At 62.9% G+C, this 24,794-nt stretch carries 19 protein-coding genes; 3 read left to right on the top strand and 16 right to left on the bottom strand.

The genetic code is table 11. The features are described from left to right. The first annotated feature begins 90 nt into the window (after window positions 1-90). A complete protein-coding gene (locus J9314_RS03260) occupies window positions 91-1,332 on the top strand; it encodes an MFS transporter (RefSeq protein WP_246490583.1) in 1,242 nt (413 codons plus the stop codon). Here J9314_RS03260 and J9314_RS03255 read toward each other — a convergent pair. From J9314_RS03255 to J9314_RS03215, 9 genes are all read right to left on the bottom strand, one after another. Then, on the bottom strand, window positions 1,329-2,951 hold the full coding sequence (locus tag J9314_RS03255; protein WP_246490582.1) for a beta/alpha barrel domain-containing protein: 1,623 nt from the start codon (window positions 2,949-2,951) through the stop codon (window positions 1,329-1,331). The two genes, J9314_RS03260 and J9314_RS03255, sit on opposite strands and share 4 nt — an antisense overlap. Before the next feature lie 98 nt (window positions 2,952-3,049). Beyond that, window positions 3,050-4,303 (bottom strand): glycoside hydrolase family 1 protein, encoded by a 1,254-nt coding sequence (locus J9314_RS03250; protein WP_210604513.1) that lies wholly within the window; start codon window positions 4,301-4,303, stop codon window positions 3,050-3,052. 59 nt (window positions 4,304-4,362) lie between these two features. After that, window positions 4,363-5,658 (bottom strand): MFS transporter, encoded by a 1,296-nt coding sequence (locus J9314_RS03245; RefSeq protein ID WP_210604512.1) that lies wholly within the window; start codon window positions 5,656-5,658, stop codon window positions 4,363-4,365. 33 nt (window positions 5,659-5,691) lie between these two features. Then, a complete protein-coding gene (locus J9314_RS03240) occupies window positions 5,692-8,415 on the bottom strand; it encodes an alpha-L-rhamnosidase (RefSeq protein ID WP_210604511.1) in 2,724 nt (907 codons plus the stop codon). Between the two features lie 82 nt (window positions 8,416-8,497). Beyond that, on the bottom strand, window positions 8,498-9,595 hold the full coding sequence (locus tag J9314_RS03235; RefSeq protein WP_210604510.1) for a cupin domain-containing protein: 1,098 nt from the start codon (window positions 9,593-9,595) through the stop codon (window positions 8,498-8,500). Between the two features lie 48 nt (window positions 9,596-9,643). Beyond that, window positions 9,644-10,636, bottom strand: a complete 993-nt coding sequence (locus tag J9314_RS03230; RefSeq protein ID WP_210604509.1) for an alpha/beta hydrolase — start codon at window positions 10,634-10,636, stop codon at window positions 9,644-9,646. Then, window positions 10,633-12,417: an FAD-dependent monooxygenase gene (locus J9314_RS03225; RefSeq protein WP_210604508.1), complete on the bottom strand. Its 1,785-nt coding sequence runs from the start codon at window positions 12,415-12,417 to the stop codon at window positions 10,633-10,635. The genes J9314_RS03230 and J9314_RS03225 overlap by 4 nt, the downstream gene beginning before the upstream one ends. Beyond that, window positions 12,414-13,661, bottom strand: coding sequence for an MFS transporter (locus J9314_RS03220; RefSeq protein ID WP_210604507.1), 1,248 nt, complete (start codon window positions 13,659-13,661; stop codon window positions 12,414-12,416). The genes J9314_RS03225 and J9314_RS03220 overlap by 4 nt, the downstream gene beginning before the upstream one ends. 57 nt (window positions 13,662-13,718) lie before the next feature. Beyond that, on the bottom strand, window positions 13,719-14,573 hold the full coding sequence (locus tag J9314_RS03215) for a fumarylacetoacetate hydrolase family protein (protein ID WP_210604505.1): 855 nt from the start codon (window positions 14,571-14,573) through the stop codon (window positions 13,719-13,721). 62 nt (window positions 14,574-14,635) lie between these two features. On the opposite strand from J9314_RS03215, the gene J9314_RS03210 reads away from it, so the two are divergent. Next, window positions 14,636-15,367: a FadR/GntR family transcriptional regulator gene (locus J9314_RS03210; RefSeq protein WP_210604502.1), complete on the top strand. Its 732-nt coding sequence runs from the start codon at window positions 14,636-14,638 to the stop codon at window positions 15,365-15,367. Window positions 15,368-15,387: 20 nt separating this feature from the next. Beyond that, a complete protein-coding gene (locus J9314_RS03205) occupies window positions 15,388-16,644 on the top strand; it encodes a DUF3500 domain-containing protein (protein ID WP_210604501.1) in 1,257 nt (418 codons plus the stop codon). A gap of 223 nt (window positions 16,645-16,867) precedes the next feature. Here J9314_RS03205 and J9314_RS03200 read toward each other — a convergent pair whose 3' ends face one another. From J9314_RS03200 to J9314_RS03170, 7 genes are all read right to left on the bottom strand, one after another. After that, window positions 16,868-17,569 (bottom strand): IclR family transcriptional regulator, encoded by a 702-nt coding sequence (locus tag J9314_RS03200; protein WP_181276308.1) that lies wholly within the window; start codon window positions 17,567-17,569, stop codon window positions 16,868-16,870. A 73-nt stretch (window positions 17,570-17,642) separates the two neighbouring features. Then, the gene (locus J9314_RS03195; protein WP_210604500.1) at window positions 17,643-18,497 is read right to left on the bottom strand and encodes a substrate-binding periplasmic protein; all 855 of its coding nucleotides are present in this window, start codon (window positions 18,495-18,497) and stop codon (window positions 17,643-17,645) included. A gap of 48 nt (window positions 18,498-18,545) precedes the next feature. Then, window positions 18,546-19,274, bottom strand: coding sequence for an amino acid ABC transporter permease (locus tag J9314_RS03190; protein WP_210604498.1), 729 nt, complete (start codon window positions 19,272-19,274; stop codon window positions 18,546-18,548). Then, window positions 19,271-19,888 (bottom strand): amino acid ABC transporter permease, encoded by a 618-nt coding sequence (locus tag J9314_RS03185; RefSeq protein WP_210604496.1) that lies wholly within the window; start codon window positions 19,886-19,888, stop codon window positions 19,271-19,273. Before J9314_RS03185 ends, J9314_RS03190 begins: the two co-directional genes overlap by 4 nt. A 28-nt stretch (window positions 19,889-19,916) precedes the next feature. Continuing rightward, window positions 19,917-20,729 carry an amino acid ABC transporter ATP-binding protein gene (locus J9314_RS03180; RefSeq protein WP_281412358.1) on the bottom strand — a complete coding sequence of 271 codons (813 nt, stop codon included), beginning with the start codon at window positions 20,727-20,729 and terminating at the stop codon, window positions 19,917-19,919. A 12-nt stretch (window positions 20,730-20,741) separates the two neighbouring features. Then, a complete protein-coding gene (locus tag J9314_RS03175) occupies window positions 20,742-21,773 on the bottom strand; it encodes a dipeptidase (protein WP_210604494.1) in 1,032 nt (343 codons plus the stop codon). Window positions 21,774-21,777: 4 nt separating this feature from the next. Further along, window positions 21,778-24,387 (bottom strand): hypothetical protein, encoded by a 2,610-nt coding sequence (locus J9314_RS03170; RefSeq protein WP_210604492.1) that lies wholly within the window; start codon window positions 24,385-24,387, stop codon window positions 21,778-21,780. Between the last annotated feature and the right edge of the window lie 407 nt (window positions 24,388-24,794).

Raw genomic sequence — 24,794 nt, 5'->3', positions numbered from 1 at the left:
GACTGGTCACCCGGTCGTTGGTACGGTGAGGTCGTCGCAGGACTCCAATGAGGGGGATTTTCCGGCGTCGAGAAAGTGAACGTGATATCCGTGCGCAAGTCGATCGTCTCGCCCCACGCTGAAGCCGGGGAGTCCGTTCGCAGTCGTGCATGGATTGTCCTCCTCGGGTGCGGGATCGTCGCCGCGATGCATGTGTGGAAGCTTCCCGGAGCGTTGTCCTTCATCCGCCAGGACCTCGGTATGAGTCTGGTCCAATCGGGTGTCCTTCTCGGCATCGTCCAGGTCGGGGCACTGCTTCTCGGGCTCTGCGGGTCGCTGGTCTCGGAGAAGGTCGGACTGCGCACCACCATCATCGTCGGTCTCACGATGTTGGCGATCGGCTCGCTGGTCGGAGCGCTGTCACAGGAAACCTGGCAGCTGATGGTCACGCGAGCCTTTGAGGGAATCGGTTTCCTTCTCGTGACCCTGGCCGCGCCACCGCTCATTCGCATGACCACTGATCAGAGCAGGGTGTCCCAGGCGATGGGCTGGTGGTCGGCGTTCCAGGGCATCGCGGTCTTCATCGCTGTCCTCGTCTCCACCGTACTGCTGAGTGGGCTCGACTGGGTAACTTGGCAGATCTGGTGGATGATCATGGGAGTCGCCTCGGCTCTCATGGTGGTCATCGTCATGCGAACCGTCCCGGTTGATCACGGGCATGCCGTGGACTTCAGGTCCGCGTGGAGCGCGATCGGTGCCACTCTGCAGACGTCGATGCCGTGGGTCATCTCAATCATCTTCGCCTGTTACACGCTGCAGTGGGGAGCGATCATCGGCTTTCTGCCCGATATCGTCGGGGACCAGGACGGGATCGCCGTCGGGATCGCCACCGCGGTCGTCGGCGGAGCCAATGGGGCCGGCAACGTCATCAGCGGACAGCTGCTCAAGCAGGGGTTCTCGCCGCGGCTGTTGGTGCTGATCGGAATGATCAGCATGATCGTCACGACCACGCTGATCTTCGCCCCTGACTGGAGCAGTGCCATCGGCGGAGAATGGATTCAGCTGACGATCGCCGTCCTCTTCTCGGGCATCGCGGCCCTGATCCCGTCGACGATCACGCGAATCGCCGTCGATGTCGCACCACCGGGTGGATCGGCCCCGGCGGTGATGGGACTGATGATTCAGGTGTACAACGCGGCGAACTTCGTCGGTCCGATCGTGCTGACTGCAATCGCAACGGCGGTCGGAGGGTGGCATCTGTCCTGGGTGATGACCTCGGCGGCGGCTCTTCTCGGTGCAGTTTTAGGGGCCATTTTCCTCAGCCCGCATCGGCTGCAGATATCGTTCTCCTAGCGTGTCTTCAACACGAATACCGTCACCGAGCTCCCTGCAAGGTCCATCCGCAGCGTTCCATCATCAGCGACTCCTCCCGCCCCGTCACTCGGAGAGGCCGATGAGCTCGCCCCGGCCGACACCGAAGCCCCAGCCCCGTCCCCATCCCCACTGAACGGCACCTCCGCCGACAGCGGATTCGCCGGCACCACCTGAGTCGCACTCTTCACATCGTTCGACGCTCCATACACCTGCGACGCCGAATCAACAGCAAACCCGGAAGGCATCGACAACGTCACCGGATTCCCACCCACCGAAGCCGCATCATTCGCGTTGATCACCGTCGTCACGAGCGTGCGCCCGTCGTTCTTCACCACCGTGTAGGCGCTTATATTCCCACCACCGGAAACAGAAGACCGTGTGAACTCCCCACCCACACTCGGCGCGAGCAGCCGCAGCCCGAGCATGTTCGGCCTCACCTGAAATGAGTTGGACCGATCCCCGTGGTCGGCCGGATCGCAGATGAGCGACATCGGGGCTCCCCCGTTGCAGGCCCCGAGCATCGAGTGCATGGCCATGCGTTCGACGCCAAGGGTCGCCGCATACAGCGTGTAATCCGCCGCCCACAGCGCCGAGGCGTTCGTCAGCGACGTGTCGTTCGTGCCCGGGCAGCTCGTCGGCCCGGTCTCCTCTAACCACAGCGGCAGATCCGCCGCGTCGGCCTTGGACTTCCCGATGCCGAGGTTCTTCTTCGCCGCCTCCTTCGCCACGGGGTCGATGAGGTTCGCCGCCTGCGGTCCCCGACCCGGAACCTGAGTCGAGTCACACTCGTAGAGCTGGTACCAGTGCTGCGAGATCGCGGCCTTCTTCTTCACTGACGAATCCGCAAACGCCGTCATCCACGCCCCGTCATAGACGTCCGGCCCGATGATCGGCGCCTCGGGCCGCTTCGCGTGAATGGCCTTGGCATACGCTTCGACCTGCTTGACGTATTCGGCCTCGTTCCACCCCTTGCCGCGCACCGCACCACCAGGCACATCGTCGACGGTGTACCCGTTCGGTTCGTTGCCGATCGCCAGCCCCACCAGAGAATCGCCGAGGATGTCGACCGCGTGCGCGGCCATGTCCGCCCCGCGCTTGGGGTCGTACGTACCCAGCGGGATGCCGATGGTCACCGTCGACCCGGTGGCTTCGACGAGCTTCTTCAACCGCTTGAGATCATCGGGGGTGACGGTGGTCTCTTCGTCGTGCGTCGGCTTCTCCCCTTTCGACGTCCAGAACGTTCTCCGGTCGAGGGCATTGCCGCCGAATCGCAGCGCCGGTGACCCGAGCGACTTCAGCTGCTCGTCGAGGTTGGACTTCGCGGGATCGAGTCGTGGATCGGCGAGGTCCGTGGCCTCGAACGAGACCCCGATGTTGTCCGCGGCAAAAGCAGCGCCGGTCCGCTTGGTACCGACAGTGACCGTGGCCGCCTCGCCGGAGACATCGCCGGCAAACGACTGCTCGAATTCGGTCGGAGTCGGACTCGGCTCCGGTGACTGGCTCGACGACGATGACCCGTCCGGATCGAACAGCGAACAGCCCGACAGCACGAAGGCGAGCGCCACCGCGCCACCCAGAACCCTCCTCCTGATCTTCACGCCAATAACTCTGCCGTGTTCCTCCCGAATCGCCAACTCCCCCGCACCCCATAGCCACCCTCGCCGAGGCCACGATCACAACTTCGGCGGCGCCGGCGTCAGCGCATACCCGAGCTCTGTTCCCGATGACGCGCCACGGTCCGCGCATAGGCCCCAGCACTGGGCTTCGGCTTGCGCTCCAGGCTGCTGCGGTCGACCTCGACGAGACCGAGCTTGGGCCGGTACCCGAAGATCCACTCGAAGTTGTCCATCAACGTCCAATGGCAGTACCCGAGAACGGGAACCCCGTCATTCATCAGCTCCGCGAGCAGGTCGAGCGAAGCCGGGATGAACTCCGCACGCACAGCATCATCGTCGGTCTGAATACCGTGTTCGGTGACAAGGACGGGTACGCCGGCGACCTGATGGGCATAGCGGACGGCCCCCGTCAGAGAAGCCGGTTCGACGACCGTGCCCATGCCATTGCGTGCGCCTTCTCCGATGACCTCACCGTCGGGACCGTGGACGATCCGCTCATAGTTCTGAACCCCGATGAAATCATCGTCCCTAGCCACGTGCAGCCAATGATCATAGACTGCCGATCGCTTACGGTCTCGACGAGGCTCTCCTCCCGGCAGGGCGACTTCGTCACAGATAGCGATGGAGACTCCGACCGGCAGATCACTGTGTTGAGCCTTGATCGCCGCACGGGCGACCTGATGCCCCCGCGTCATCGCCTCTTCGAACTCCGCCTGTTTGGCCGCAGGGATCACATTGGTCGCGAAGAACTGAGCGGTCCCGGCATCCCTGGCCGCCGACGCGAGCATCTGCACCTTGATCTCTTCTGCCTCCGGTGGAAGCTTCTCACCTGCCTGCAGCATCCGCTCGAGATTGGGTTCGTTGATCGTCACTGCGGCTGCGATCCGATCCCCGAACCGAGACGCAACTCGTTCGCAATGAGCCGCGAAGAGCTCGGCCGCATCAGGGTCCAGCCACGATCCCCCGGCGGCGAACCACTGGGGTGATGCGAAATGGTTGAGCGTGACGATAGGAGCCAGCCCCCGATCAAGACAGCCGTCGACGACGCGTTCGTAGTGGTCGAGCGCATCTGTGCGGATCTCGCCGCGCGACGGCTCGATTCGGGCCCATTCGACGGAGAAGCGAAAGGCGTTCAAGCCCAATCCGGCTGCCGTGTCAAGATCCTCCGGCCATCGGTTCCAACTGTCGTTTGCGCGTCCGCTGGGTTCTGCGAAGAGCGTCGGAACCGTGTGTTCGAGTGCCCAGATGTCGCTCGCGCTGTTGTCTCCTTCGTTTTGGTGACCAGCGGTGGCGACGCCCCAGAGGAACGGTTTCTGCGACTGTGTTGTGCTCATGGTTCTCCCTTTTGACGACAACGACGAAGATTTGGTGGTGCGGGACGGGCTCTCGAGGGTCAGCGGACCTGCCGGATGGGCACGATGAACACGGCGCCGAGAAATGCCGCGATCACACCCGCGACGAACAGCGCCGTGAAGTTCTGCGGATTCGCCGCGGTGGCGCCGATGGCCAGGAGCGCCGGCGCGATCGCAGGCACGAGCGTCGAGGGCAGAGACGTCGCGAGGTTCATCAGCCCGAGGTCTTTGGCAGGATTGTCCGGATCCGGCAGCACTTCGGTGACGAGAGCGAAATCGACGGCGAAGTAGACACCCTGGCCGGCTCCCATGACGGCCACAGCGACGAGGAACATCGAGTAGCTCGGGGCGATGGCCACCAGCCCGAGTCCGAGGCCGAAGACGATCGCGGCGACGATGACGAAGGGCTTGCGCCGGCCCACCCGATCCGAGATCTTGCCGATCACCGGGGCGAGGAGAAGGGAGACACCTGAGAGAATCGATGTGGCGATGAGGATGGATGTGCCCACAGTCGCCGGATCGACGCCGTGGACCATGATGAGATAGAAGGCCTGGTAGGCGTTGACGGTGGCGACTCCGAAGAAGATCATCAGGCGACTCGCCCAAGCCCACGCGAAGCTCGGGCTTCTGCGGGGGTCGACCCAGAACGTCATGAGCAGCTCTCGGAACGAGAATCTCGGCCTTTCGCTGCGCTCCAGCCGACGATCCTTGATCGTGAGCGCCAGAATCAATGCCGTCAGCGCGGAGACCGCCGCCGGGAGCAGGAACATCGCGGTCAGATTCGGCTGGACGAGCTGGGCGAGGAATAGGCCGATGACGGCACCGATGGGAGCGCCCAGCCCGATCATCGCCGATGGAGCTCCGCGCTTGTCCGGTGCGATCTGGTCCGGGACGATCGCCGCACACGCGACGGTGATCGACACCATGCCGGCTGTGGTGACCACATAAGAAGCCGCTAAGAGCGCGGTCGACGTCGCGGCCACCGCCAGGAACGCCCCCAGGACCGCGGCTGCGGCACCGAGGAGCAGATACGGACGCCGCCTGCCGATCCTGGACAGAGTGCGATCGCTGAGGCGGCCGAGCAGCGGATTGCCGATGAGCGCGGCGATGCTGCCGACGGCCACGACGATGGACAGCACCGTGGTGGCGTTCTCGGCATCGAGTTCGTTCGACTTCAACGAGAGTGTGAGCACAGCCTGTGCAAGCAAAGCGCCGTACGCGGTGGCCACTGTGAGACCGAGCAGGGGGATGAACCCTCGTCGCGGACGCGGCCACGTGGCAGCGCCGACCGGATGTTCTTCAACCGGGTCGGTGATCGGTTTGGGGGCAGTGGTCATGAGAGCTCCTTCGATCTCAATGCTGAGGTTGGCTCAGCTGGTGGGTGTGGCGATGGGAAATGAAACGGGAAAGGTGTGACTGGACCGTCCCGGCGGCACCGTGATGAGGCCATCAGGGGTGGCGAGAGCGACCTCGGTGCCGTGCGGTGCAGTCACGGATACCTGTGCTGTATCGCCGGCCTTCGTCCATTCGACGCCGAGGCGGCCCCACGGTGTGCTGACGTGAGCACGCGCCCATTCGAGGCCGCTTTCGAAGTCGGGATCGATCGTGGCCGTGCGGAACCCCGGAGACGTGGCACGGATGCCTGCCACACGTCGGTACAGCCAGTCATCGACGCAGCCGAAGGCATAGTGGTTGAGGGATTGGTGCCGCGGTGTCCCGTCCGGTGCGACAGCATCCCAGGACTCCCAAATCGTCGTTGCACCCCGATCGACCTCGTAGAGCCATGATGGGACCTGCGACTGGTTGAGCAGACGACGGGCGATCTCCGGGTACCCGGTCTCCCACAGCACATCGAGCAGATAGGGCACCGAGAGGAAGCCCGTGTCGAGGCGGTATCCGTTGTCCTCGACGAGGTCTGCGAGGTGAGCGGCGGTGTACAGTCTCTTCTCGGCCGGCACCATGTCGAAGGCGAGCGCGAGCACGTACAGTCCCTGCAGTTCGTGGGGCAGGTGGCCCTGGGGATCGAGATACTCGGCGGCGAATGCCTCCCGCACCGCTGCGGCCTGCGCAGCGAGCCTGTACACATCCTCGCTGCGGCCGAGGACGGCCGCAGCTCTCCCGGCGATCGTCAGCGTCTGAGCTTGGAACATGGGAGCCACGAACTCGGATGTCATTCGCGGCGCAACGAGTATGGCCTCGTGCAGCGGTCCGGTGCGCAGTGTGCTCGGGGCCAGCCAGTCTCCGAAATGGTCGCCTGTGTTGAACAGCAGCGACTGGCGGGCTCGGCGAACGGGGGAGATTTCGCGTTCATCGATCGATGTCGGCAGTTCGGCTGCCGCTGTTCGACGTTGGAATTCGATCCAGTCGAGCATGGCTGCGTAGTTCTCTTCGAGGATGCGTGTGTCCCCGCTGCGCTCGTAGACCGCCCAGGGCACGAAGGCGATCGCATCGCTCCACCCGCTGGCAGACACGATCGCGCCCAGACCCTGTGCTTGCGCAGCAGCTTCGATGTCGAAGGGCGAGCGCGGAGAGGTGATGGGGACTTCGCCGGTCGGCAGCTGGTCAGCACGCAAGTTCTCCAGCCACCGACTGAGAAAGGGCACGACGTTCGCGTTGTTCGTCGCCGCCGAAGCGAACACCTGAATGTCCCCGGTCCAGCCGATCTTCTCTCGCTGCGGGCAATCGGTCGGCACGGAGAGAAAATTCGCCCGTTGGCTCCATACGACGTTGTCGTGCAACCTGGTGAGACGAGTGTCCGAACACGCGAATTCACCGGTCTGCTCGAGGTCGCTGGAGATCACAACCCCGACGACATCGTCTGCGATCACCTCGGCGATTCCCGTGATGCGCGCGTACCGGAAGCCATGGAAGGTGAAACTGGGCTCGAAGGTCTCACCGTCCCCACCCGCGCTGACGTAGACATCCGTTTGGTCTTTGTTCGCGCCTTCGATGTTCTGGAACCATTCGCCGTCGGCATCGAGGGTCTCCGTGTGTTCGATCATCACTCGATGCCCTGGAGTCAGCCCCCGCATCCGAAGTCTGACTCGCCCTGCGATGTTCTGTCCGAAGTCGACCACCCAGGATGAGCCGCTTCGCTCCAGACCGACCGGGCGAAGCTCTGCTACCCGACGGATCGGCTCACCGGCAAAGGGAACCAGGAGGTTCGGTTCGACAGGTGCGGTCCGGACGGGATTCCAGTCGCTGGCATCGAATCCCGGTCGGTCCCAACCGGCCGGCAGCGCACGAGCGTCAAAGCATTCGCCGATCGAGAGGTCGGAGTAGAGCCAGGGGCCGGGGCGTGAAACGACGTCGTCCCCGGACGTGATGATCTGCCGTTCTCCTTCTGCCGACTCCAGGTGGAGCTGCCAGGTCGCTGAGGTCCGGTCGCCGAACTGAGCGCTGGAGCCTGAGATCCCGAACCGGCCCGCAAACCACCCATCAGCAAGGGCTAAGCCGATGACGTTCTCTCCCGGGCGAAGCAGCGCGGTGACATCGGCGCACTGCATGCTGATCCGATGCTCGTAACTGTCGTAGCCAGGTGCCAGTACCTGATCATCGCAGACGTGCCCATTGATCGTGGGGGTGTAGACCCCGCGGGCGCTGGAATACAGGCGGGCCCTCACCGGGGCCTCGTCCATATGGAGTGCCTGCCGCAGCAGCTGCACAGGTTGCAGCCTGCCCTCGGGGCCTGACTCGGGAACGCGGCCGGCGATCCAGTCGAAGAGGCTCCAGCGTTCGATGGCGGTGGGCTCCTGCTTCGGTTCGACCCACTGCGCAGTCCACTCGGACGCATCGAGCAGTGCCGTCGAAAAGGTGGACTCGGCGAACATCTCACCCGCCGGGCCGCGGCTGAGCACCGACCAGCGATAGTCGGCGTCTGCGACCAAAGGCACGCCGTCGTACTCGATGAAGGCGGTGTCAGCCGACCCGACGAGGCCGGAGTCCCACATCGTCTGCTGTCCTCTGAAGACTCGAACCCGGTAGTGCTCTTGGACATGGTCGGCGATCCAGCTGAATCGCGGGCGCTTCGTCGCGACCGCCTTCGGGGCGTGTTGGTACTCCACGCGAAGATCGCGGCAGTGTCTCCCACTCATGGGTGTTGATCTCCTTCTGGTGCAGTCATCTGGTGCGGTCATCGGTGCAGGCCCGCTCACTATGCAGGGCGCGGCGGAAGAGTCAGGACTCCGGCGGCGGCCCCACCACCACGAGGTCGAGCTCTGCCTGGGCCTTCGCGAATCCAGCAGCCGGGAAGTGCGGCTCACCGCCCTCGACGTGGACGTACTCGTCGGTGGGCTCGTTCATGTACTCGAAGAACGGCTCGAACACCGGGGGAGTGAGCAGGCCGAGCATGTGCGTGTTGTTCGCGGCCAGAGAGAAGCTGTGGATCGTTCCGGCCGGCGCATGGAGGAAATCACCGGGAGCGAGGACCACCTCTTCGCCGTTGGCGTGGAGCTTGACTCGACCGCCGAGGCAGAGGAAGTTCTCCGAATGCTCCCGGTGGAAGTGCAGCGGAATGTAGGGTGCCTTGGCGCCCCGCGTGTCCATGGCGAAGAACCTGCCTCCGGTGTTGCGGGCGCGCACCGGGTAGGCGTTCATCTGTTCGAAGGTCTCGAACCTGTCGCCGTGCCCGGCCGCGTTGACGAAGGGCACCTCACCCTCGGGCAGATGATTGCCAGGCCGCTTCGCTTCGGCGCCCCCGACCGAGGATTCGCCCCCGACAAGGGATTCGCCGTTCGAGGGTCCGTTTCCGTCGTGGATCGTGACCCCGAACCCATCACTGAGCTCGCTGCGCAGCAGTTCGGAGACCGCCGAGGCGGGACGCCTGGAGAAGATGTGCGATCCCGTCGCTTCCCCGGCCTCGGCGGCCAAACGGTGCAGCCACTCCTCGGTGGAATAGAGGAAGAACGAGTTGAGCGTCGCCCCACCGGAGATTGAGAACCCGGTCCCGGCAGGGATCGATGCCGAATCCCCTCCGATGAGTCGGTGGACTCGACCGTCGAAGGTCAGAGTCACCTCGCCTTCGATGACGTGGATGAACGAGTGCCCCGGAACTGACAGAGCCGGAGTGGCCGGCCCGCCGGGAAGGGCGATCCGGTACAGCGAGAACTCCCCACCGGTGTCCGCGTGTCTCGCCATCGTCGTCACGTGCCAGTCGCCGAGGTGGTGGCGCAGGCCTTCGCCCGAGGACAGTGCGAATGGGGCGAGTTCCCCGGGAAGTTCGTCACGCAGCAGAGCGGTCTTCTGGATGCTCTCCCAGTCGAATGCAGTGGTCATTGTCGGCCTTTCATCAGTGGTGGAACGTGGGGTCGGCGTGGTGGCCGATCAGCGCTCGGGCCCGCCGAGGTGGTGGGTGAAGAAGTCACGGACGAGCGTGAAGGACGGGTGACGTCCACCCGGGTCGAAGCTGCCGCGGTTATCCGCAGTGAAGGGCGTCTCGGGTTCGGCCTCGAGACGGCCGTTGTCGAGTCGGATGCCGGGACCGAGTTCGAGCACTTCTCCCGGATTGAAGAACCCATGACCGAAGCCCTCGATGAGGTAGAGCAGGGACTCACCGCCGCGTGCACTCAGATATTCGTGGAGGCTCCGTGACTGATCAGCGGGAACCGCGGTGTCCGCGGTCCCGTGCAGGATGAAGAAGGGCGGCGGGTCGCTGACGTCGAGGTGTACAGGGCTCGCCTTGCGAGCACGCTCACGCAGACCCTCGTATGCGGAAGCAGTGGGAGGAAGACCGCCGAGGAGGTCCTCCTCTGGCGTGGCCGCGCGTCGTTCGCCCGGTCTCGGCTCTGGCTCCTGTCCTGGTTCCTCCTGTCGTGGTGCGGGAGTGGGAAACCCGGGCAGCAGAGCCGCGATATCCGCCGGGCCGTAGCCGTCGACGACGCAAGCGACCTCGGTGCTCAGTTCCTCATCGTCGGCGGGAATCGTCTCGCCGGGCAGCCTCGGTGTGTGCGCGCTCAGGGCCGTGAACGCCGCGATGTGCGACCCTGCCGAGGAACCCCACAGGCCGATCGATTCACGGTCGAGGCCGAATTCGCCGGCATGTCTGCGCAGCCAGCGGAGCGCCTGCCTCAGGTCGAGGACTTGGGCCGGATGTGGGTGTTCGGGGGCGAGCCGATAGTCGATGGAGGCCATTGCGAAACCGGCCGCACAGAAGTGTCGGGAGAAATCGGGACGGGCGGTGCGATCCTGCAGGCGCCACCCGCCTCCGTGGACCCAGACGATGACCGGCCACCCGGACGCCGGTGGCAGGCCGGTGGGAACGTCGAGGTCGAGGAGCAGCTCGGGATGGTTCGGGTCGAATGCGATGGTGTGGGTCATGAGGCCTCCCTCTGATGGTTCGCGTCGCGCGGGGCCGAGTCGTCCGAGCGTTCGCTCGATCGGTCTCCTGTCGTCGGCATCCCGACCGCCGTCAGCAGCGCCGCTGCAAGGACTGCGTCCGGTGAAGCGTCGTCGGTGCCAGCACCGTCGGCAGCCACGTCGTCGCTCTCGGCAGCTGCCGACGCAGTGGCCGCGATGTGGAGGTCCGGCCGCACGAGCATGAGTTCGGCACCCCAGTGCTCACGCGCTGTCTCGGCATCGGTTCCCGACAATCGGATGACTCGAAGTGGGATCGAGTGCTCTCTGGCCGTGCGCTCAAGTGCTTCGGTAGCGAGGTAAGCCGAAGCGTCGTCGGTGACGAACACGGTGAAGCCGCGCGCATCGGGGTACACGCTCGCTCCGCTGGAGAGGCGAAAATGCGGGAGCAGGCATCCGGGCAGAGCCTGGGGCCGGTATTCGACGGCATCGACGAAGGGGATCGGACCAGGAGCGACGCGGGAGGTCCCGGCGTACTCGTATCCGAGCACGAGTCCTTCGGAGTGGAACTCGCTGGCCTTGACCGCCAAAGCTTCACGGACCCTCGTTCGCACCTCATCGCCCTCGGCACCGACCTCGTCGAGCAGCGGGTCGACGAAGTCATAGGCAAGGGCCTTGCCGTTCGCCGCGGCGTCGGCGATCATCCGAGCCGCCACAGGACGCCTTTCTTCCTCATAGCTGTCGAGCAGACTCTCCTCCGCCCACCCGTCGTGGACGGCGATGAGCTTCCATGCGAGATTCTCCGCATCGGAGATGCAGGTATTGAATCCGTGTCCGCCCCACGGCGGATTGAGATGCGCCGCATCTCCGACAAGGAAGACGCGACCGTTGCTCTCTCGACCTCCGTAGGAATCGGCGAGCAGCATCCGCGCGGTCCACGAATCGGTCGCGAGAACCTCGATGTCGACGTCGGGGCCGACGCCTGCCATCGTCCGGATCGTTGCGGCCACCTCGGCGGGGTCGTCGATCGGTTCACAGCCCTGCAGGATGGCCCACCATGTGCCGTCGCGGTCGAGTTCGCCGATCATCCCCGAGGTGGACTCGTTGATGATCCACCACTGCACGGCCGGGTCGATGCTCACGTGGTCGCGCAGCCTCGCCGAGGTGAAGACGACGTTGAAGTTCGGGCGCGGGGCGCTCGTTCCCTGAAAGGCGATGCCGAGGGATTTGCGCACTCGCGATGTCCCACCGTCGGCCCCGATGATCCACTTCGCCTCCAGTTCGACTGTGCCGTTGTCCGCATCGTCGGCCGAGGCAACGCTCACGGTCGCGGCCGACGGGTTCGCACCCGACGCTCGCACTCCGGTGATGTAAGTGAGGTGGTCGCTGCGTGCGGCCGCCTCCCGCAGCACCTGCTCGACCTGAGGTTGGGGAATCTGCTGACCGCATTCCGGGGAGAGATCGTAGTCTCCGTCGATGAGTTGGAACGCCTGGTGGAAGCGTCTGAGCTCGTGGCCCCTCAGGCTCGTGCAGAAGATGACGTCTTGGGAATAGGAGACAGGCAGAGCGGCCGTCTCACGGACTCTTTCAGCCAGTCCGATGCCGGCCAGCAGCGACATGGTTCGCGCATTCGTGGTCTTGGCACGCGGTCGGAGCCGGTCGATCTCGACTCGCGGTTCGAGGACGACCGAGTCGATGCCGGCCGCTGCCAGGCGCAGGGCCAGATAGGTTCCGCTCGGGCCGCCGCCGGCGATGGCGACGGTCGTGCGGGTAGGAACCCGGTCGAGTCCGTGGACGATGGTCACGCAGAGACTCCTTCAGCAGGCGTGGACGTGGTGGCGTTTGCGGTTCTGTCACGCAGGGGCATGGCGATGGCTGCGACCACGCCGAGCACGGCGGGGATGGCGAACCACAGAGCGGCGGCTCCCGGTGAACCGCCGACGGTGGCGGCGATCGCACCGTAGGTGGGTCCGGCGATGGCGCCGAGACGGCCGGCGGCGAGAGCCCAGCCGAGTCCGGTGGCGCGGACCTCGGGCGGATAGTACTGGGCGATGTGATCGTTGATCATGTTCTGAGTGCCCATTCCTCCAACGCCGGCGAAGAAGATCGCGGCGAACAGCAGGAGATGGTTCTCCGTCATCGACACAGCCAACAGTGATAGTGCCGCGATCGAGAAACCGAGGATGACCATGTACTTCGGTGCCGACTGCTGTGCGATCCATGCGATGACCACGGTACCGATGATGCAGCCCAGCGAGTAGATCGACAGGAACGCGATGGAGGACTGTGCGGCGAATCCGGCACCCTGCATGATGACGGGCAGCCAGGTCGTGATCCCGAACATTGTGAGCATACTGATTGCGCACACGATCCAGAACAGCAGCGTCGGGACGAGCTGACGGGCGGTGAACAGTCGCGAGACCCCCGAAGCGCGGACACGACCTGCTGTGACGGGAGCGGCCTTGGCCGCGAGGAAGACCTCGGATTCGGGCAGCCACCGCCACACGGCGAGCAGCAGGATGAGTGAGAGCCCGCCGAGGGCGTAGACCGGGCGCACGCCGTGGTCGACGACGAGGGCGGTGGCGCTCAAGGCTCCCACGAGCGAGCCTACTGGCGGCCCGGTGAGCACTGCTCCGACGGCGAGGGAGACCTTGCCCTTGGGCGCGGACTCGTTTGCGATGGCCACGGCGGTGGGCAGGACTCCGCCGACTCCGATGCAGGTGATGAACCGGAAGATTGCGAAGACCGTGAAGTTCGGGGCGAGGGAGCACAGGATCATGCCGAGACTGAAGATGCCGAGCGAGGTCATCAGCAGCCGTCGCCGGCCGAGCCTGTCGGTGAGGGTTCCGGCAGCAAGGGAGCCGAGCAGCATCCCGATGAGGGCGATGCTCCCGACGGTGCCGGCGAGACTCTTGGTCACGCCCCAGTCGGGATTGGCGAGGAAACCGGGCAGGGTGGCGCCGTAGACGTAGAGGTCGTATCCATCGCAGAGGAGAGCGATCCAGCAGATGAGGAGGATCGCCCAGGTGGGGGTTCGCAGCTGTGTCATTGTTCTTCGCCTTTGAAGTAGTGGATGCGGACAGGATGGGTGGAGAATGCCGCAGGCTCAGTTCGAGCGCGCGATGATGCGGTTGCGCAGGGTGCCGAGCTTGTCGACCTCGACTTCGACGGTGTCGCCGGGGTGGAGAAGCCATTCCGGTTCTCGCGTGTAGCCGACCCCTTCGGGTGTCCCCGTGGCCAGGAGGTCGCCGGGCCGCAGCGTGAAGGTGCGCGAGATGAGCGACAGCGTCGAGGCGGGAGAGTAGACGATATCGGAGGTGTTGCCGTCTTGGACGGTCTCGCCGTTGACTCGGGTTTGCACGCGCAGTCCATCGGCGAGGCTGCCGACTTCGGGGGCAGGCACAATCGGGCCGAGTGGTCCCGAATTGTCTCCGTTCTTCCCGAGGATCCACTGGGAGGTGAGCTTCTGCGCGATCCGGGAGGTGACGTCGTTGAAGGTCGAGTATCCGACGATCGCAGCCTGCGCTTCGTCCTCATCGGCGTCCGCGAGGGTGGCGCCGACGTACGCGACGATCTCGCCTTCCCAGTCGAGGCCGCGTTCGTTGGCGGGCACCGGGATTTCGGCACCGTCGACGCTGAGGCTGCGCGTCCAGCGTGCGAAGAGCGTCGGGTGCTCAGGGAAGGCCTCTTCTTTGAAGCTGCCTTCGGCGTGGTGGGCGCGATAATTCAGCCCGATGCAGATGACTCGTGCCTCGGGCAGCACCGGGGGCACGACACGGTGCTCGGCGATGGCGACGACCTCACCGGCTCCTCCGCGCTCGGACTCACCTGTCGCAGCGATGTGCGCATCGGCATCCGACCAGAACTCCCGGAGTTCCCCGATCACACGTGCCTCGGTCGCAGACACTCGGTCGGCCACGTAGGTGGTGTGGTCGGGAGCTTCCAGTCCGATGAGCTTCATTGCATCTCCTCGCAGAGTAAAGAACTTCAACATATGTATGTTTTGTATGGTTAAATAGAAATATGGCACAGATCACCGACGATGTCCAGAACTCCGCCGAGGCTCTCCTCCCCCGATCGGGCAGCCGTTCCCGTCCGCTGTCGCGCGGGGAGCACCTGGCCGAATCGATCCGCGACGCCATCCGTGAACGGGAACTGGGCGCCGGCGACTTCTTCGGCACACTCGAGACCATTCGCGAAGAGACCGGGCTGGCACGGACCACCGTGAGCGAGGCGGTCAAGCTCCTCCGTGATCGCGGAGTCCTCGTCGTCAGACCAGGTCGAGGCGGAGGTCTTTTCGTGGCGAAGACGACCCCGATCGTGCGCCTTCGACATACACTCATGCGCGTCGAGGGCGATCCAGCCTCGGCCGCGGACGCGATCGAACTGCGCGAGTCGCTTGAAGAGCTCATCGCGGTGAAGGCGGCCATTCACCGGTCAGCTGCCGATTGCCGGGAACTCGAGGCAGTCCTCGCCGAGATGCGTGAGGCCGTGAGCTGGGATGACTTCATGCAGAGCAACTGGAGGCTTCACGCGGCCATCGCGGCGATCTGCCCGAATTCGATGGCCCGCCCTGTCTACGAAAGCACCCTGGGATTCCTCTCAAGTGCTCACGCCGAACAGGACGGCGAAGTCGACGCGAGCTATTGGGGCACCCGACTGCAGGTGCACGAGGACCTCGTCGCCGCCATCACCGCCGGTGACCTCGAGGCAGTCCGGGCAGCCGTCGCCGACCACGCTTCCTCACGCAGCTGAGTGTCGAAGGAGAGACGCAGATGACCGATGAGAACACCACCCCGTTCCGGCAGTTCATGTACCCGCCGGGCCACCCCCGCATCGACGACCTCAAAGGACTCGATGCCTACGAATACCGTGAGGCCGCGAAGACCCCGGGCACGTTCACCGGAGGCCTGATCGCCGGTTGGGAACCGCTTTACCTCAACGACTTCACCGGAGTCACCTCGGACGGACAGACCGTCGAAGGACTCTACCCGCTCACTCCCGCGGAGCCGGGCGAGGAAGCGCCGGTCGCGGACATGCTCAAGGCGGCCGAAGCATTGTTCGCGGCCTGCTCCGCCGATGAGGAGGAGAAGCTGCGCTATCCGGTCGACGCGGTCGAATGGCAGACCTGGGCCAATCCCGAGTTCATGCAGTTCGACACCGGCCTGCGGCTCGAGTTCGTTTCGGAACAGGTACAGCAGGCCGCACTCGACCTCGTCAGGGCCAGCCTGAGCGACGAAGGGTTCGAACTCACCCATGCGATGATGCTCATCAACGGATTCCTCGGTGAGGTCCTGGGACTGGAGACCATCCTCGGCGAGTTCTCGTACAACTTCGCCGTCTACGGCACTCCGGATCTCACGGCTCCCTGGGGATGGCAGCTCTACGGTCATCATTGTGCGGTCAACTGCCTCGTCGTCGAGGGGCGAATGACCGTCTCACCCGTCTTCCACGGGGCCGAGCCGAACGAGATCGACGCGGGACCCCATGCAGGTCTGCGTTCGTTCGACGATCGTGTCGACGCCGGCACCGACCTCATGGCTCTGTTGAGTGACAGTCAACGTGCCGAGGCAGTCATATACGAGCAGATCGTCGATCCGGCGATGCCCGAGGGCCGCATTCATCCGGGTGACGAGCGCCATCTTGCCGGAGCGTTCCAGGACAACCGGGTCATCCCCTATGAGGGGGTACGGGTGGACACAATGGATGCGCGGACGCAGGAGGCCGTCATCGACCTCGTCGCGACCTTCCTCAACATCCTGCCCGAGGGGCCGCGGCGCGCGAAGGTGCGCGAAGTCAGGGAACACCTGAACGAGTCGTACTTCAGTTGGATCGGCGGGACCGAGCCGGGAGACGTGTTCTACTACCGGTTCCAATCACCGGTGCTCATCGTCGAACTCGACCACCACTGCGGAGTGTTCCTCGACTACGACGTCCCCCAACGTTTCCATGTGCATACGCTCATGCGCGTACCCAACGGCAACGACTACGGCCGTGCCTGGGTCCGTCAGTGGCAGCGCCGAAGGATCTGAGAGTGGGTCGGGCATACGAAGACCAGCTCGACCGAACAGCACTACCACCGGGCCGCCCACCATCGCAGTCGGAACCCAGAGACCGTAAATCCGACTCAACTGATCGTGGACTGCTGCGTCCCACTCACTTCACACGGTCCAAGGAGCCTGCGTAGGCGATGAAGAAGCACCATGACACCTGGTCTGATCCGTAGATCCATCACCTCCATGCTGAGTGACAGCGTCACACGGGTGACGTCTGAGTGGTATCGACCGCCTCTTCGATTCTCATTCGAGCCGCGAGTAGCTCCTTCCGTGCTCTGGGTATGTCCAAACGGCCGTCGGGCGCGATCACGCTCAGCGCGCCGAGGCACTCCCCTCGCGACATGATCGGTACGGCGACGACGTCGACGACGTCACCGAGCCATTCTGAATGGGATTGTGCGTATCCCTGTGCGCGAACCGTGTCGAACGTTTCGGTCATCTCAGCGAATCTATTCCTGTCCAAGTGCGCGTCGAATGCCAACAGCACCATCCCGGACGCCGAGGTTCTCAGCTCCAGATGGGGCTCAGCGGTCATTGAGAAGGGTCGTTTGGGTTCATGCCGTTCGATGATGATCGCTTCATTGCCATTGAGCACCGCGTAGGAGATCGGCTCATTGAGCGTGTCGACCAGTTCTGCCATCGCCTGACTGACCTGATGAGGAACCCCCGAGTACTCAATGGCGAACCGACCGAACAATGCAGCTCTGGGAGACAGCTGGTAGTCTCGCTTCTCATTCTGAACCAGCCAGCCGACCTCAGCCAGAGTGGAGACATACTGGTGGGTCGCTGCCCTCGACCAGTCGAGCTTTCTGGCGAGCTGTGACACGCTGGCCAAGCCGTCGGGGAAGGTCAGAAACGTTTCCAATACCAGTATCGTTTTGCTCACGGACTGCAGGCTCATACCACCTCATTATTCCTTTAGTTCGAGAGGCAAGCTCTAGAACGCACGTTTTCAGGGCACAGCGTGCTGGTAATCACAGCAGATTCGGTTCGCCTGGATGCATCACCTGAGGATCGAGATCATACTTCTTCGCAATCTCATCGAGCTCACCCGACTCACGCATCTCCTTGATCACACCGTCGAGAGCCTTACCAAGTTCTTCATTGTCTTTGTTGACTGGAAAGTTGGTCTGACCCGCTTCGCTGGTAGCTGGCACTCGCTCGTCCGGCTTCAGCGGCGTGACAGTGAAGCCTTCGATTTCGTGCTTCTTGAGATACTGTGTGCCTGCTATGTATCCCTGGACAGACCCGTCGATTCGGCCCGCGACGATGTCATCGAGTACCGCGTCGTCATTCTGATAGATCTTGAGTTGACCACCGAAGACCTTCTTCATATCGTCGACTCCGATCAAGCCTTGCCCCACGCCGATCTCCAGATTCTTGAGATCATCGAAGTTGTCGATCCCCTCTTCAGTGACCGACGAAAACGGCGAGGTGACTACTGGGGCGGAAAGTCGCACCTTCTCTGCGCGTTCCTGCGTCCGATACCACGAACCAAGCGTCGTGTCTGCCCGCCCCGTCGCTACTGAGGTGATCATCGCAGGAGAATCGCCCTTGTTGATTTCGAGAGTGAGGCACTCGAGTTCTGCGAACTTTGTGAGCACGTCCCCCTCGAGCCCGCTGAGACTACCGGGTGAATCCGACATCGAGAACGGCACATACTCGTACTGGGCGACTGTCAGAAAGCCCTCTTTGAGCGTCTTCAGTCCCTCATCCCGTGGGGTGCAGTCTTCAGCCACGGACTGTGGTGCACCGGGAGGCGTCCCGCCACATCCGCTCAGGGCGAGCAGCAAGGCGGTTGCCGTAGTTGCCAGTAGATTCTTGTTCATTGCGACTCCTTTGTCGATAGTGATTGTTGAGATAGTGGTTAGGACGCGTCAGGCGACGGTGGCAGATTGCGTCGGACTCCCTGAGAGCAGAGCTTTCACAGCCTTCCGCTTCGAACGCTTCTTCTGTCCCATCGTCTTCTCCAGATAGCCGCTGAGGACCGCCCCGGGAATGGTGATGCACAGGTACAGCACTGCTGCTGCGGTGTACACAGACATGTATTCGAACGTGGCCGCGCCGATCACTCCGGCACGCTGCATGATTTCAGGCACCGTGATGACAGTGGCCAAAGACGTGGCCTGGAAGATGATGATCGTCAGATTGACCAGCGGCGGAATCGAGATTCGAGCAGCTTGCGGGATGATGATGAAACGATAAGTGTCCGCCGATGACATTGATAGAGAATTCGCCGCCTCGGCCTGGCCGGCCGACACGGAGTTGAGGCCGGCACGAATCATCTCCGAGGAGTACCCAGCGGCTGAGAACATCAATGCCGCCAATGCTGCCGGATTGGGATCGAGCATCATTCCCAGCTGGGGCAGCCCCTGATATACGAGGAAGAGCAGCACCAGGATCGGAACCCCTCGACCGAGTTCGACGATGACCAGAGCGGCATAGTGCACGATTTTCAGATGCGACTCGACTCCGAGCGCAAGGAAGAACCCGAGAATGTAACCGCCGAGGCACGAGAACAATGTGAGCATGATGGCGACGCCGAGCCCCGGTAGGAGATCCGGAATGAACTGCGGCCAGTCGTAGAGCCAGGAGAAATCGCTCATGCGAGGGCATACCTCCTCGTGATGCGGGCGTGGATGGAACGTGAGAACGCTGCGATCGGAAGACTCAAAGCCAGGTAGATCAAACCCGCGATTCCGAACATGTAGAGACCATGCGCGTGGTACTGGGTCATGATGCCGGCCCGGAACACGAGATCAGCGACGCCGATCGTCGACACTAGAGCCGAATCCTTGAGAAGCCCGATGATTTGAGTAGCGACGGACGGACTGACTGCTCTGAAAAGCTGCGGCCCGATAATGAAGCGCAGAGTTGAGAGTCGATCGAGATTGAGCGCATTGGCGGCCTCCCATTGACCCGCCGGTACGGCTTGGATCCCTCCGCGATAGATCTCGGCCATGTATGCCGCAGCAATGATCGACAGCACCAGAAGGGAAGCCGCCACGGGCGAGAGGGTGAGGCCAAGCTGGCCGACCCCGAAGAAGGCGATGAAGAGCCAGACGATGGTCGGCACTCCGCGAACGACATGGACGATGGCGTGGTAGATTCCGCGGAGCACGCTGAACCTGCTCTGAGCCAGAGCAAGCATCGGCAGACCGAGGACGATTCCGATCGCCGCCGACCCAAAGGTCATGACAGCCGTCCACCCGGTGCCCATGGCGATATACGCGATGATCTCCCCCATATCAGCGCCCCAGGACGGCTGACAGGAATCGGTTCGTTCGCTCCTGTTCGGGGTCGGACATAATCTTCTCGGGGCTGCCCTGTTCGATAATTGCGCCATCGACCATCACAGCGATCCGGTTGGAGACCTGCCGCGCGAATTCCATTTCGTGAGTGACGATGAGCATCGTCATATCGTCGGCGGCCAGTTTCCTCATCACCTGAAGGATCTCTGCACCGATCTCGGGATCCAGGCCCGATGTCGGCTCGTCAAAGAGCATCAGCTCCGGATCCATGGCAAGGGATCGCGCGATGGCGATCCTCTGCTGCTGACCACCGGAGCACTGAGCCGGATATGCGTCCGCTTTGGCCGCGAGACCGACTCGGCGGAGTTCTTCCATTGCCCGCTCTTCGGCTTCCGCTCGAGACCGCCGATGCACGCGCATCTGTGGAAGCGCGACGTTCTTCAAAGCAGTGAAGTGAGGAAAGAGATTGAACGATTGGAAGACCATCCCGGTGAAGCGCCGCAATCGGGCGACCTGCGCCTTGCCTGGTCTGCCGCTGTCGAAATCGATGGTCGTATCACCGATTCTCAAACTTCCGGCGTCAGGAACCTCGAGGAGGTTGAGGCACCGGATCAGACTTGACTTTCCAGCGCCCGAGGGCCCGATGATCGAAATGACTTCACCTTTCGAAACGTCAAGAGAGACGTTGTCGACGGCTCGATGTTCGCCGAACTGCTTGCTCAGTGCCAATGCTGAGACGAATGGTCCAGCCATGGCAGACGACCCTTCGTGAGTATTCGTAATGTGAGCTGACGGCTGTGTGACGGTCATGCGTCGGTCCCCTCAGAGTGACTTGAATGTGCGGCGGTAGAAGTCCAGCCAGTTGCCGCCCATGATCTTCGCGACCTCGGCGTCAGTGAACCCGCGGTCGCGCAGGCACTTCTCCGCGTTGGGGAACTGGGAGGGGGCGTCAAACCACCCCAGACGTGGCTGCGGACCAGAGTTGGCTTTCGAACCCGCCCCGTATTGGATCTCCCTTGCCCACCGGCCCTGACGCATCCATTCGAGATAAGCCATCCCGCCCGTCTGGTCGAAATCGGTTCCGATGCCGACGTGGTCGATGCCGATCCGGTCGACCGTCCATGCCACGAGCTCCGACCACTTCTCCGGCGTCGTATGCTCGCCGACGATGTTGCGATACACGGAGAGCCCGATGACACCACCGTTGTCCTTGAGCGCATCGAGAACGTCGTTGGGCTTGTTCCGCGGGTGCGGCGCCAACTCAGCCGGATTCGAATGTGTGATGGCCACTGGCTCCGCAGAGTGTCGAATAGCGTCCATGGTCGTTATGTTGCCGACATGGGACAGATCCACGACCATTCCGCATCGGTTCATCTCTCGAACCACGTACTGTCCGTAGCGGGAGAGCCCCGAGTCGTGGGGCTCATAGCAGGATCCGCCGATATCGGACTGAATATTGTAGGTCAGCTGCCCAACCCGGGTCCCCATTCGGGCAAAGAGTTCGACATAGCCGAGGCGCCCCTGGAGGAAGGCCACATTCTGGAAACCGAGGAGAATTGCGCAGCGTCCTGATTCCGCGATTCGCTCGATGTCATCGGCTGTGTAGGCGATCTCGACGAGATCGGAATTGTCCTCGGCCATGTGCTGCCAGCGGACGATCTGATCCATCGATTCGGTCGCGTCCTCCCAGAAACCCACAGTGACTGTGACGCAGCCGACTCCTCCGGCCGCGATCTCTTCCAAAGCGGGGCGATGGTCAGGCTTCTCCTTCTCGAGTGGGGTGCAGAGCAGGCTGTCGACGTAGAGCATTCCGTGTCCTTTGTGAGTGGCGTTCGGTTGCAGCGGTGCAACCATTCGGTCAGTTGACAGCGATGAAGTGGACGAGGTTCTGATTGTCGAGTTCATCTGGGTCCGTGAGCAGGTGGAGCTCTTCGCTGGTGAATTGCTTGGTGATCCGTTCTCCAGGACGGATGACGTCGAGGACGGTCCCTCCGGTGTGCTGGCGTGAAATCGGCGTGTCAACATCGAGACCGGCGTTGCCCCGATAGTAGATCTTCCAGAAAGCTTCCGCTTCGATCGTCCGCCCGTTCGCGAAGTACTCGTCCATTGCAGTGTGATATTCCTGCCGAGCGATCTGCGGAGAGTCACCGAGACGGACAGTGCCGGCCGCCTCGCCGGCGGTTGCCTCGATATCGAGTTCGATCCCATAGCGGTGCAGCTCAAGTCGCAGACCCGGAAGTGCATGGTCGGTCTGTGCATTACGGATGGTGAAACGTCGACCTCGGCGATCTGCGTGTGCTCCGAGGAGGTTGACGAGCACGTGGCCGGTGACCAGCAGGCTCTGACCGTGGTTGTCGATGATGAGGCTGTCGTCGCCGTCCTCGCTGCTCGGAGCGCGCCATGGTCCGGCCTGCCCCCTGTCCGAATCAACGTCCCGCATCAGGAGCTCTCCGAAAGCGGTCGCTGTGCGAAGATCGGCGACCAGCGCCGTGTTGAAGAACTCTCGGGCGCCGTGCCATGCGCCCAAAGGTAGGTTGAGCGCCTGATAGGCACGTCCGACCATCAGTCGCATTTCGCGATATTTGAATCCGATCGTCTCTGTCGCATGCTCACATGGCGGCGAGATGGGCGACTGTGTCGGAGTGAGGACGACGGTCGCACCAGGTACCGTCTGTGCAGACGCATCAGCCCCATGCGCCGTGGTCGAGGTGTTGATCGCACTCGGCGATGGAGGCTGGGCAGCAGAGGAACGGCCAGAAGCAGCAGCGGGCTTCGAGTACGACCACCACCAAGTGGCTGGATCCGCATCAGCGATTTCGTCCCGATATGGTGCGCCTTCGAAGATCAGCCCGCGCACATCCCTGCCCATGTGGTCTTCGGTGCGGTCCAGACCGTGGATGAAGGAATTGATGAAGCGGATCACCCAGACCGGTACGAAGTCCGTGTCGTGAGGATCGGCGTGGGCCGTGGCATAGGGCTTGTCGGCCAGCGCCACGACCAGCCGGGCGATGTACTCGAGCTCCGGCCGGTCAGCGACGAGAGCACCGATCGTCGTAGTCGACGCATCGTCGGCTTCCTCGATGGCATCTCTGAGCGCTCTCACCTGGTCGGGATAGCTCTGGACGAGCTCATGCGCGTCCGGCACTTCCTCACGCGGTCCGGATCTCGGCTCTTCGGCGGCTCGAGACTGGTACCACACACGATCGCGGTTGCCCTCGTCATTGAGTGGTATCTCCAGCGCCCATCGAAACGGCCCTTCGATGACACTTCGCGCCTCCTCGAGTGTCATCTGCGGGTCCAAATCCAGGCGCTCGTCGAAAGTCAGGCGGGAACGGGCGATCTCGTCACAGTAGTCGGGGTCGAGTTCCATGAGCAGTGCATTGAATGAATGCAGGGCCTCGCTGCTCACTTGTATCGCAGTTTCCGAATGGATCGCACCAAGCACCGTCTTTCCATCCGCGACGTTGATATCGCCGCGTACACCAGCCCGAACCTTTGCGCGGATGCGTCGCAGATCAGCCACGATCTCCATATTGCTGGTGAAGAACCGATACGAAGTGGTGAGGAACGCCCTGTATCGGATTGTCCTATTGAGGTGGTCTTCGAGCAGGGAGAGCTTCTCCGGCGTGCTCGCGGCCGGGTCTTCGAGGATATGCGCCAGGATGTCGCTATAAGCGGAGATATAGGAATTGATGAGAATCGGTCGATTGTAGAACAACATGGCCAGACCGAGCGCCGAGCCATTGCCGACGCCCAGGATCCTCTTCACGTCCCTGTCCAGCCTCACTGCCGTGCTCGGTGAATCGATCCTTGCCAGCTCTTCCACAAGATCGACTGAGAGTTCGCGCATCAGGTACGCAGAGAGCATCTGCGCATGATACGACGCTGCCAATGGATGCCCATCGGGGATTGCGACGAACGGGATCGTCCCGAATGTCCCGTTACCATCCAAGCCGGTGTTGCGCATGAGATAACCGACCTTATGGAGTTCCTTGGCGTCCGGCTGCCTCCCCTCCGAAAGCGCGTTGCGTACTTCTCGGAATATCCGCAGGCTCTGATTCGACCGGAACCACACGAGGGTGTTCGGGGTCGCACGACCCTCGTATAGGCGAGGAATCTCTTCCCGAGTCGCACGCACCTGCTCTGCCGTCGCCACTCCGTCCAAGAGGGCTCCGATCATGTCCCAACTGGTTCCGATGATGCGACCGGTTCGGTTATTACCTTGTGGTTCCTGCAGGAAGGCGATGAATGTGAGCGGGCCTCCAGGCGTCGTCACGGCATAACGGATCTGCCCATTTCCCCGTGCATCGAGTTCGAAGAGCTCTCTCTCGATCGTCCACTTCTCGCGAATCATCTTCGCCATGAAGCTACGCGAGGCGGAGAGCCGGGTCGGCTGCATTGCGCCGAGATTTCGGGGGTCCATCACTGTGTGCGGGTCGAAAGGGATTGTCGAATCAGTCTGTGCCACGTTGCACTTGTCCTTTGCCGATGTCAATTATTAGTTGACATCTATATATTTCCTATTGACGTATCTTGAGATTAGCAAAGGAAGGCACTCGCTGACCAGAGTCTGATGCCAACTTTTTCGAGCTGTTCCAAACAACTCTCGTTCCGGTGCAATCGGCAGGAACGTCCACGCTCATGTCTCGTCGCCGAACAGACCGACACGCGGCCGTGTTGGCGGCCGGAGGAGTACACGATCACCATTGCGCTGCCCCCGGCCTCGTCCGCGGCCATACCCTGCGCGACGACTCCCCGCTCAGCGCCTCCGATTGAGCACCCACCCGGACCGACGAATGGTCTCGAACCTGGAACCGGGCTTGGGCTGCTTCATCGAGATAGTCGCCCGAGGCAGGAACGGAGTGCGACCGGTAG

The sequence above is a fragment of the Brevibacterium oceani genome (assembly GCF_017948325.1).
GTDB classification, from domain to species: Bacteria; Actinomycetota; Actinomycetes; order Actinomycetales; family Brevibacteriaceae; genus Brevibacterium; species Brevibacterium oceani.
Note: the sequence above shows the minus strand (reverse complement) of the source record. Positions and strands in the feature narration are given on the sequence as shown.

Coding starts and splice junctions, on each gene's coding strand:
- J9314_RS03230 (WP_210604509.1), bottom strand. CDS start 10,636: ATGACCCACACCATCGCATTCGACCCGAACCATCCCGAGCTGCTCCTC.
- J9314_RS03200 (WP_181276308.1), bottom strand. CDS start 17,569: ATGAGCCTGCAGTCCGTGAGCAAAACGATACTGGTATTGGAAACGTTT.
- J9314_RS03175 (WP_210604494.1), bottom strand. CDS start 21,773: ATGGTTGCACCGCTGCAACCGAACGCCACTCACAAAGGACACGGAATG.
- J9314_RS03245 (WP_210604512.1), bottom strand. CDS start 5,658: ATGACCACTGCCCCCAAACCGATCACCGACCCGGTTGAAGAACATCCG.
- J9314_RS03180 (WP_281412358.1), bottom strand. CDS start 20,729: ATGACCGTCACACAGCCGTCAGCTCACATTACGAATACTCACGAAGGG.
- J9314_RS03210 (WP_210604502.1), top strand. CDS start 14,636: ATGGCACAGATCACCGACGATGTCCAGAACTCCGCCGAGGCTCTCCTC.
- J9314_RS03240 (WP_210604511.1), bottom strand. CDS start 8,415: ATGAGTGGGAGACACTGCCGCGATCTTCGCGTGGAGTACCAACACGCC.
- J9314_RS03195 (WP_210604500.1), bottom strand. CDS start 18,497: ATGAACAAGAATCTACTGGCAACTACGGCAACCGCCTTGCTGCTCGCC.
- J9314_RS03235 (WP_210604510.1), bottom strand. CDS start 9,595: ATGACCACTGCATTCGACTGGGAGAGCATCCAGAAGACCGCTCTGCTG.
- J9314_RS03220 (WP_210604507.1), bottom strand. CDS start 13,661: ATGACACAGCTGCGAACCCCCACCTGGGCGATCCTCCTCATCTGCTGG.
- J9314_RS03250 (WP_210604513.1), bottom strand. CDS start 4,303: ATGAGCACAACACAGTCGCAGAAACCGTTCCTCTGGGGCGTCGCCACC.
- J9314_RS03185 (WP_210604496.1), bottom strand. CDS start 19,888: ATGGGCACCGGGTGGACGGCTGTCATGACCTTTGGGTCGGCGGCGATC.
- J9314_RS03205 (WP_210604501.1), top strand. CDS start 15,388: ATGACCGATGAGAACACCACCCCGTTCCGGCAGTTCATGTACCCGCCG.
- J9314_RS03190 (WP_210604498.1), bottom strand. CDS start 19,274: ATGAGCGATTTCTCCTGGCTCTACGACTGGCCGCAGTTCATTCCGGAT.
- J9314_RS03215 (WP_210604505.1), bottom strand. CDS start 14,573: ATGAAGCTCATCGGACTGGAAGCTCCCGACCACACCACCTACGTGGCC.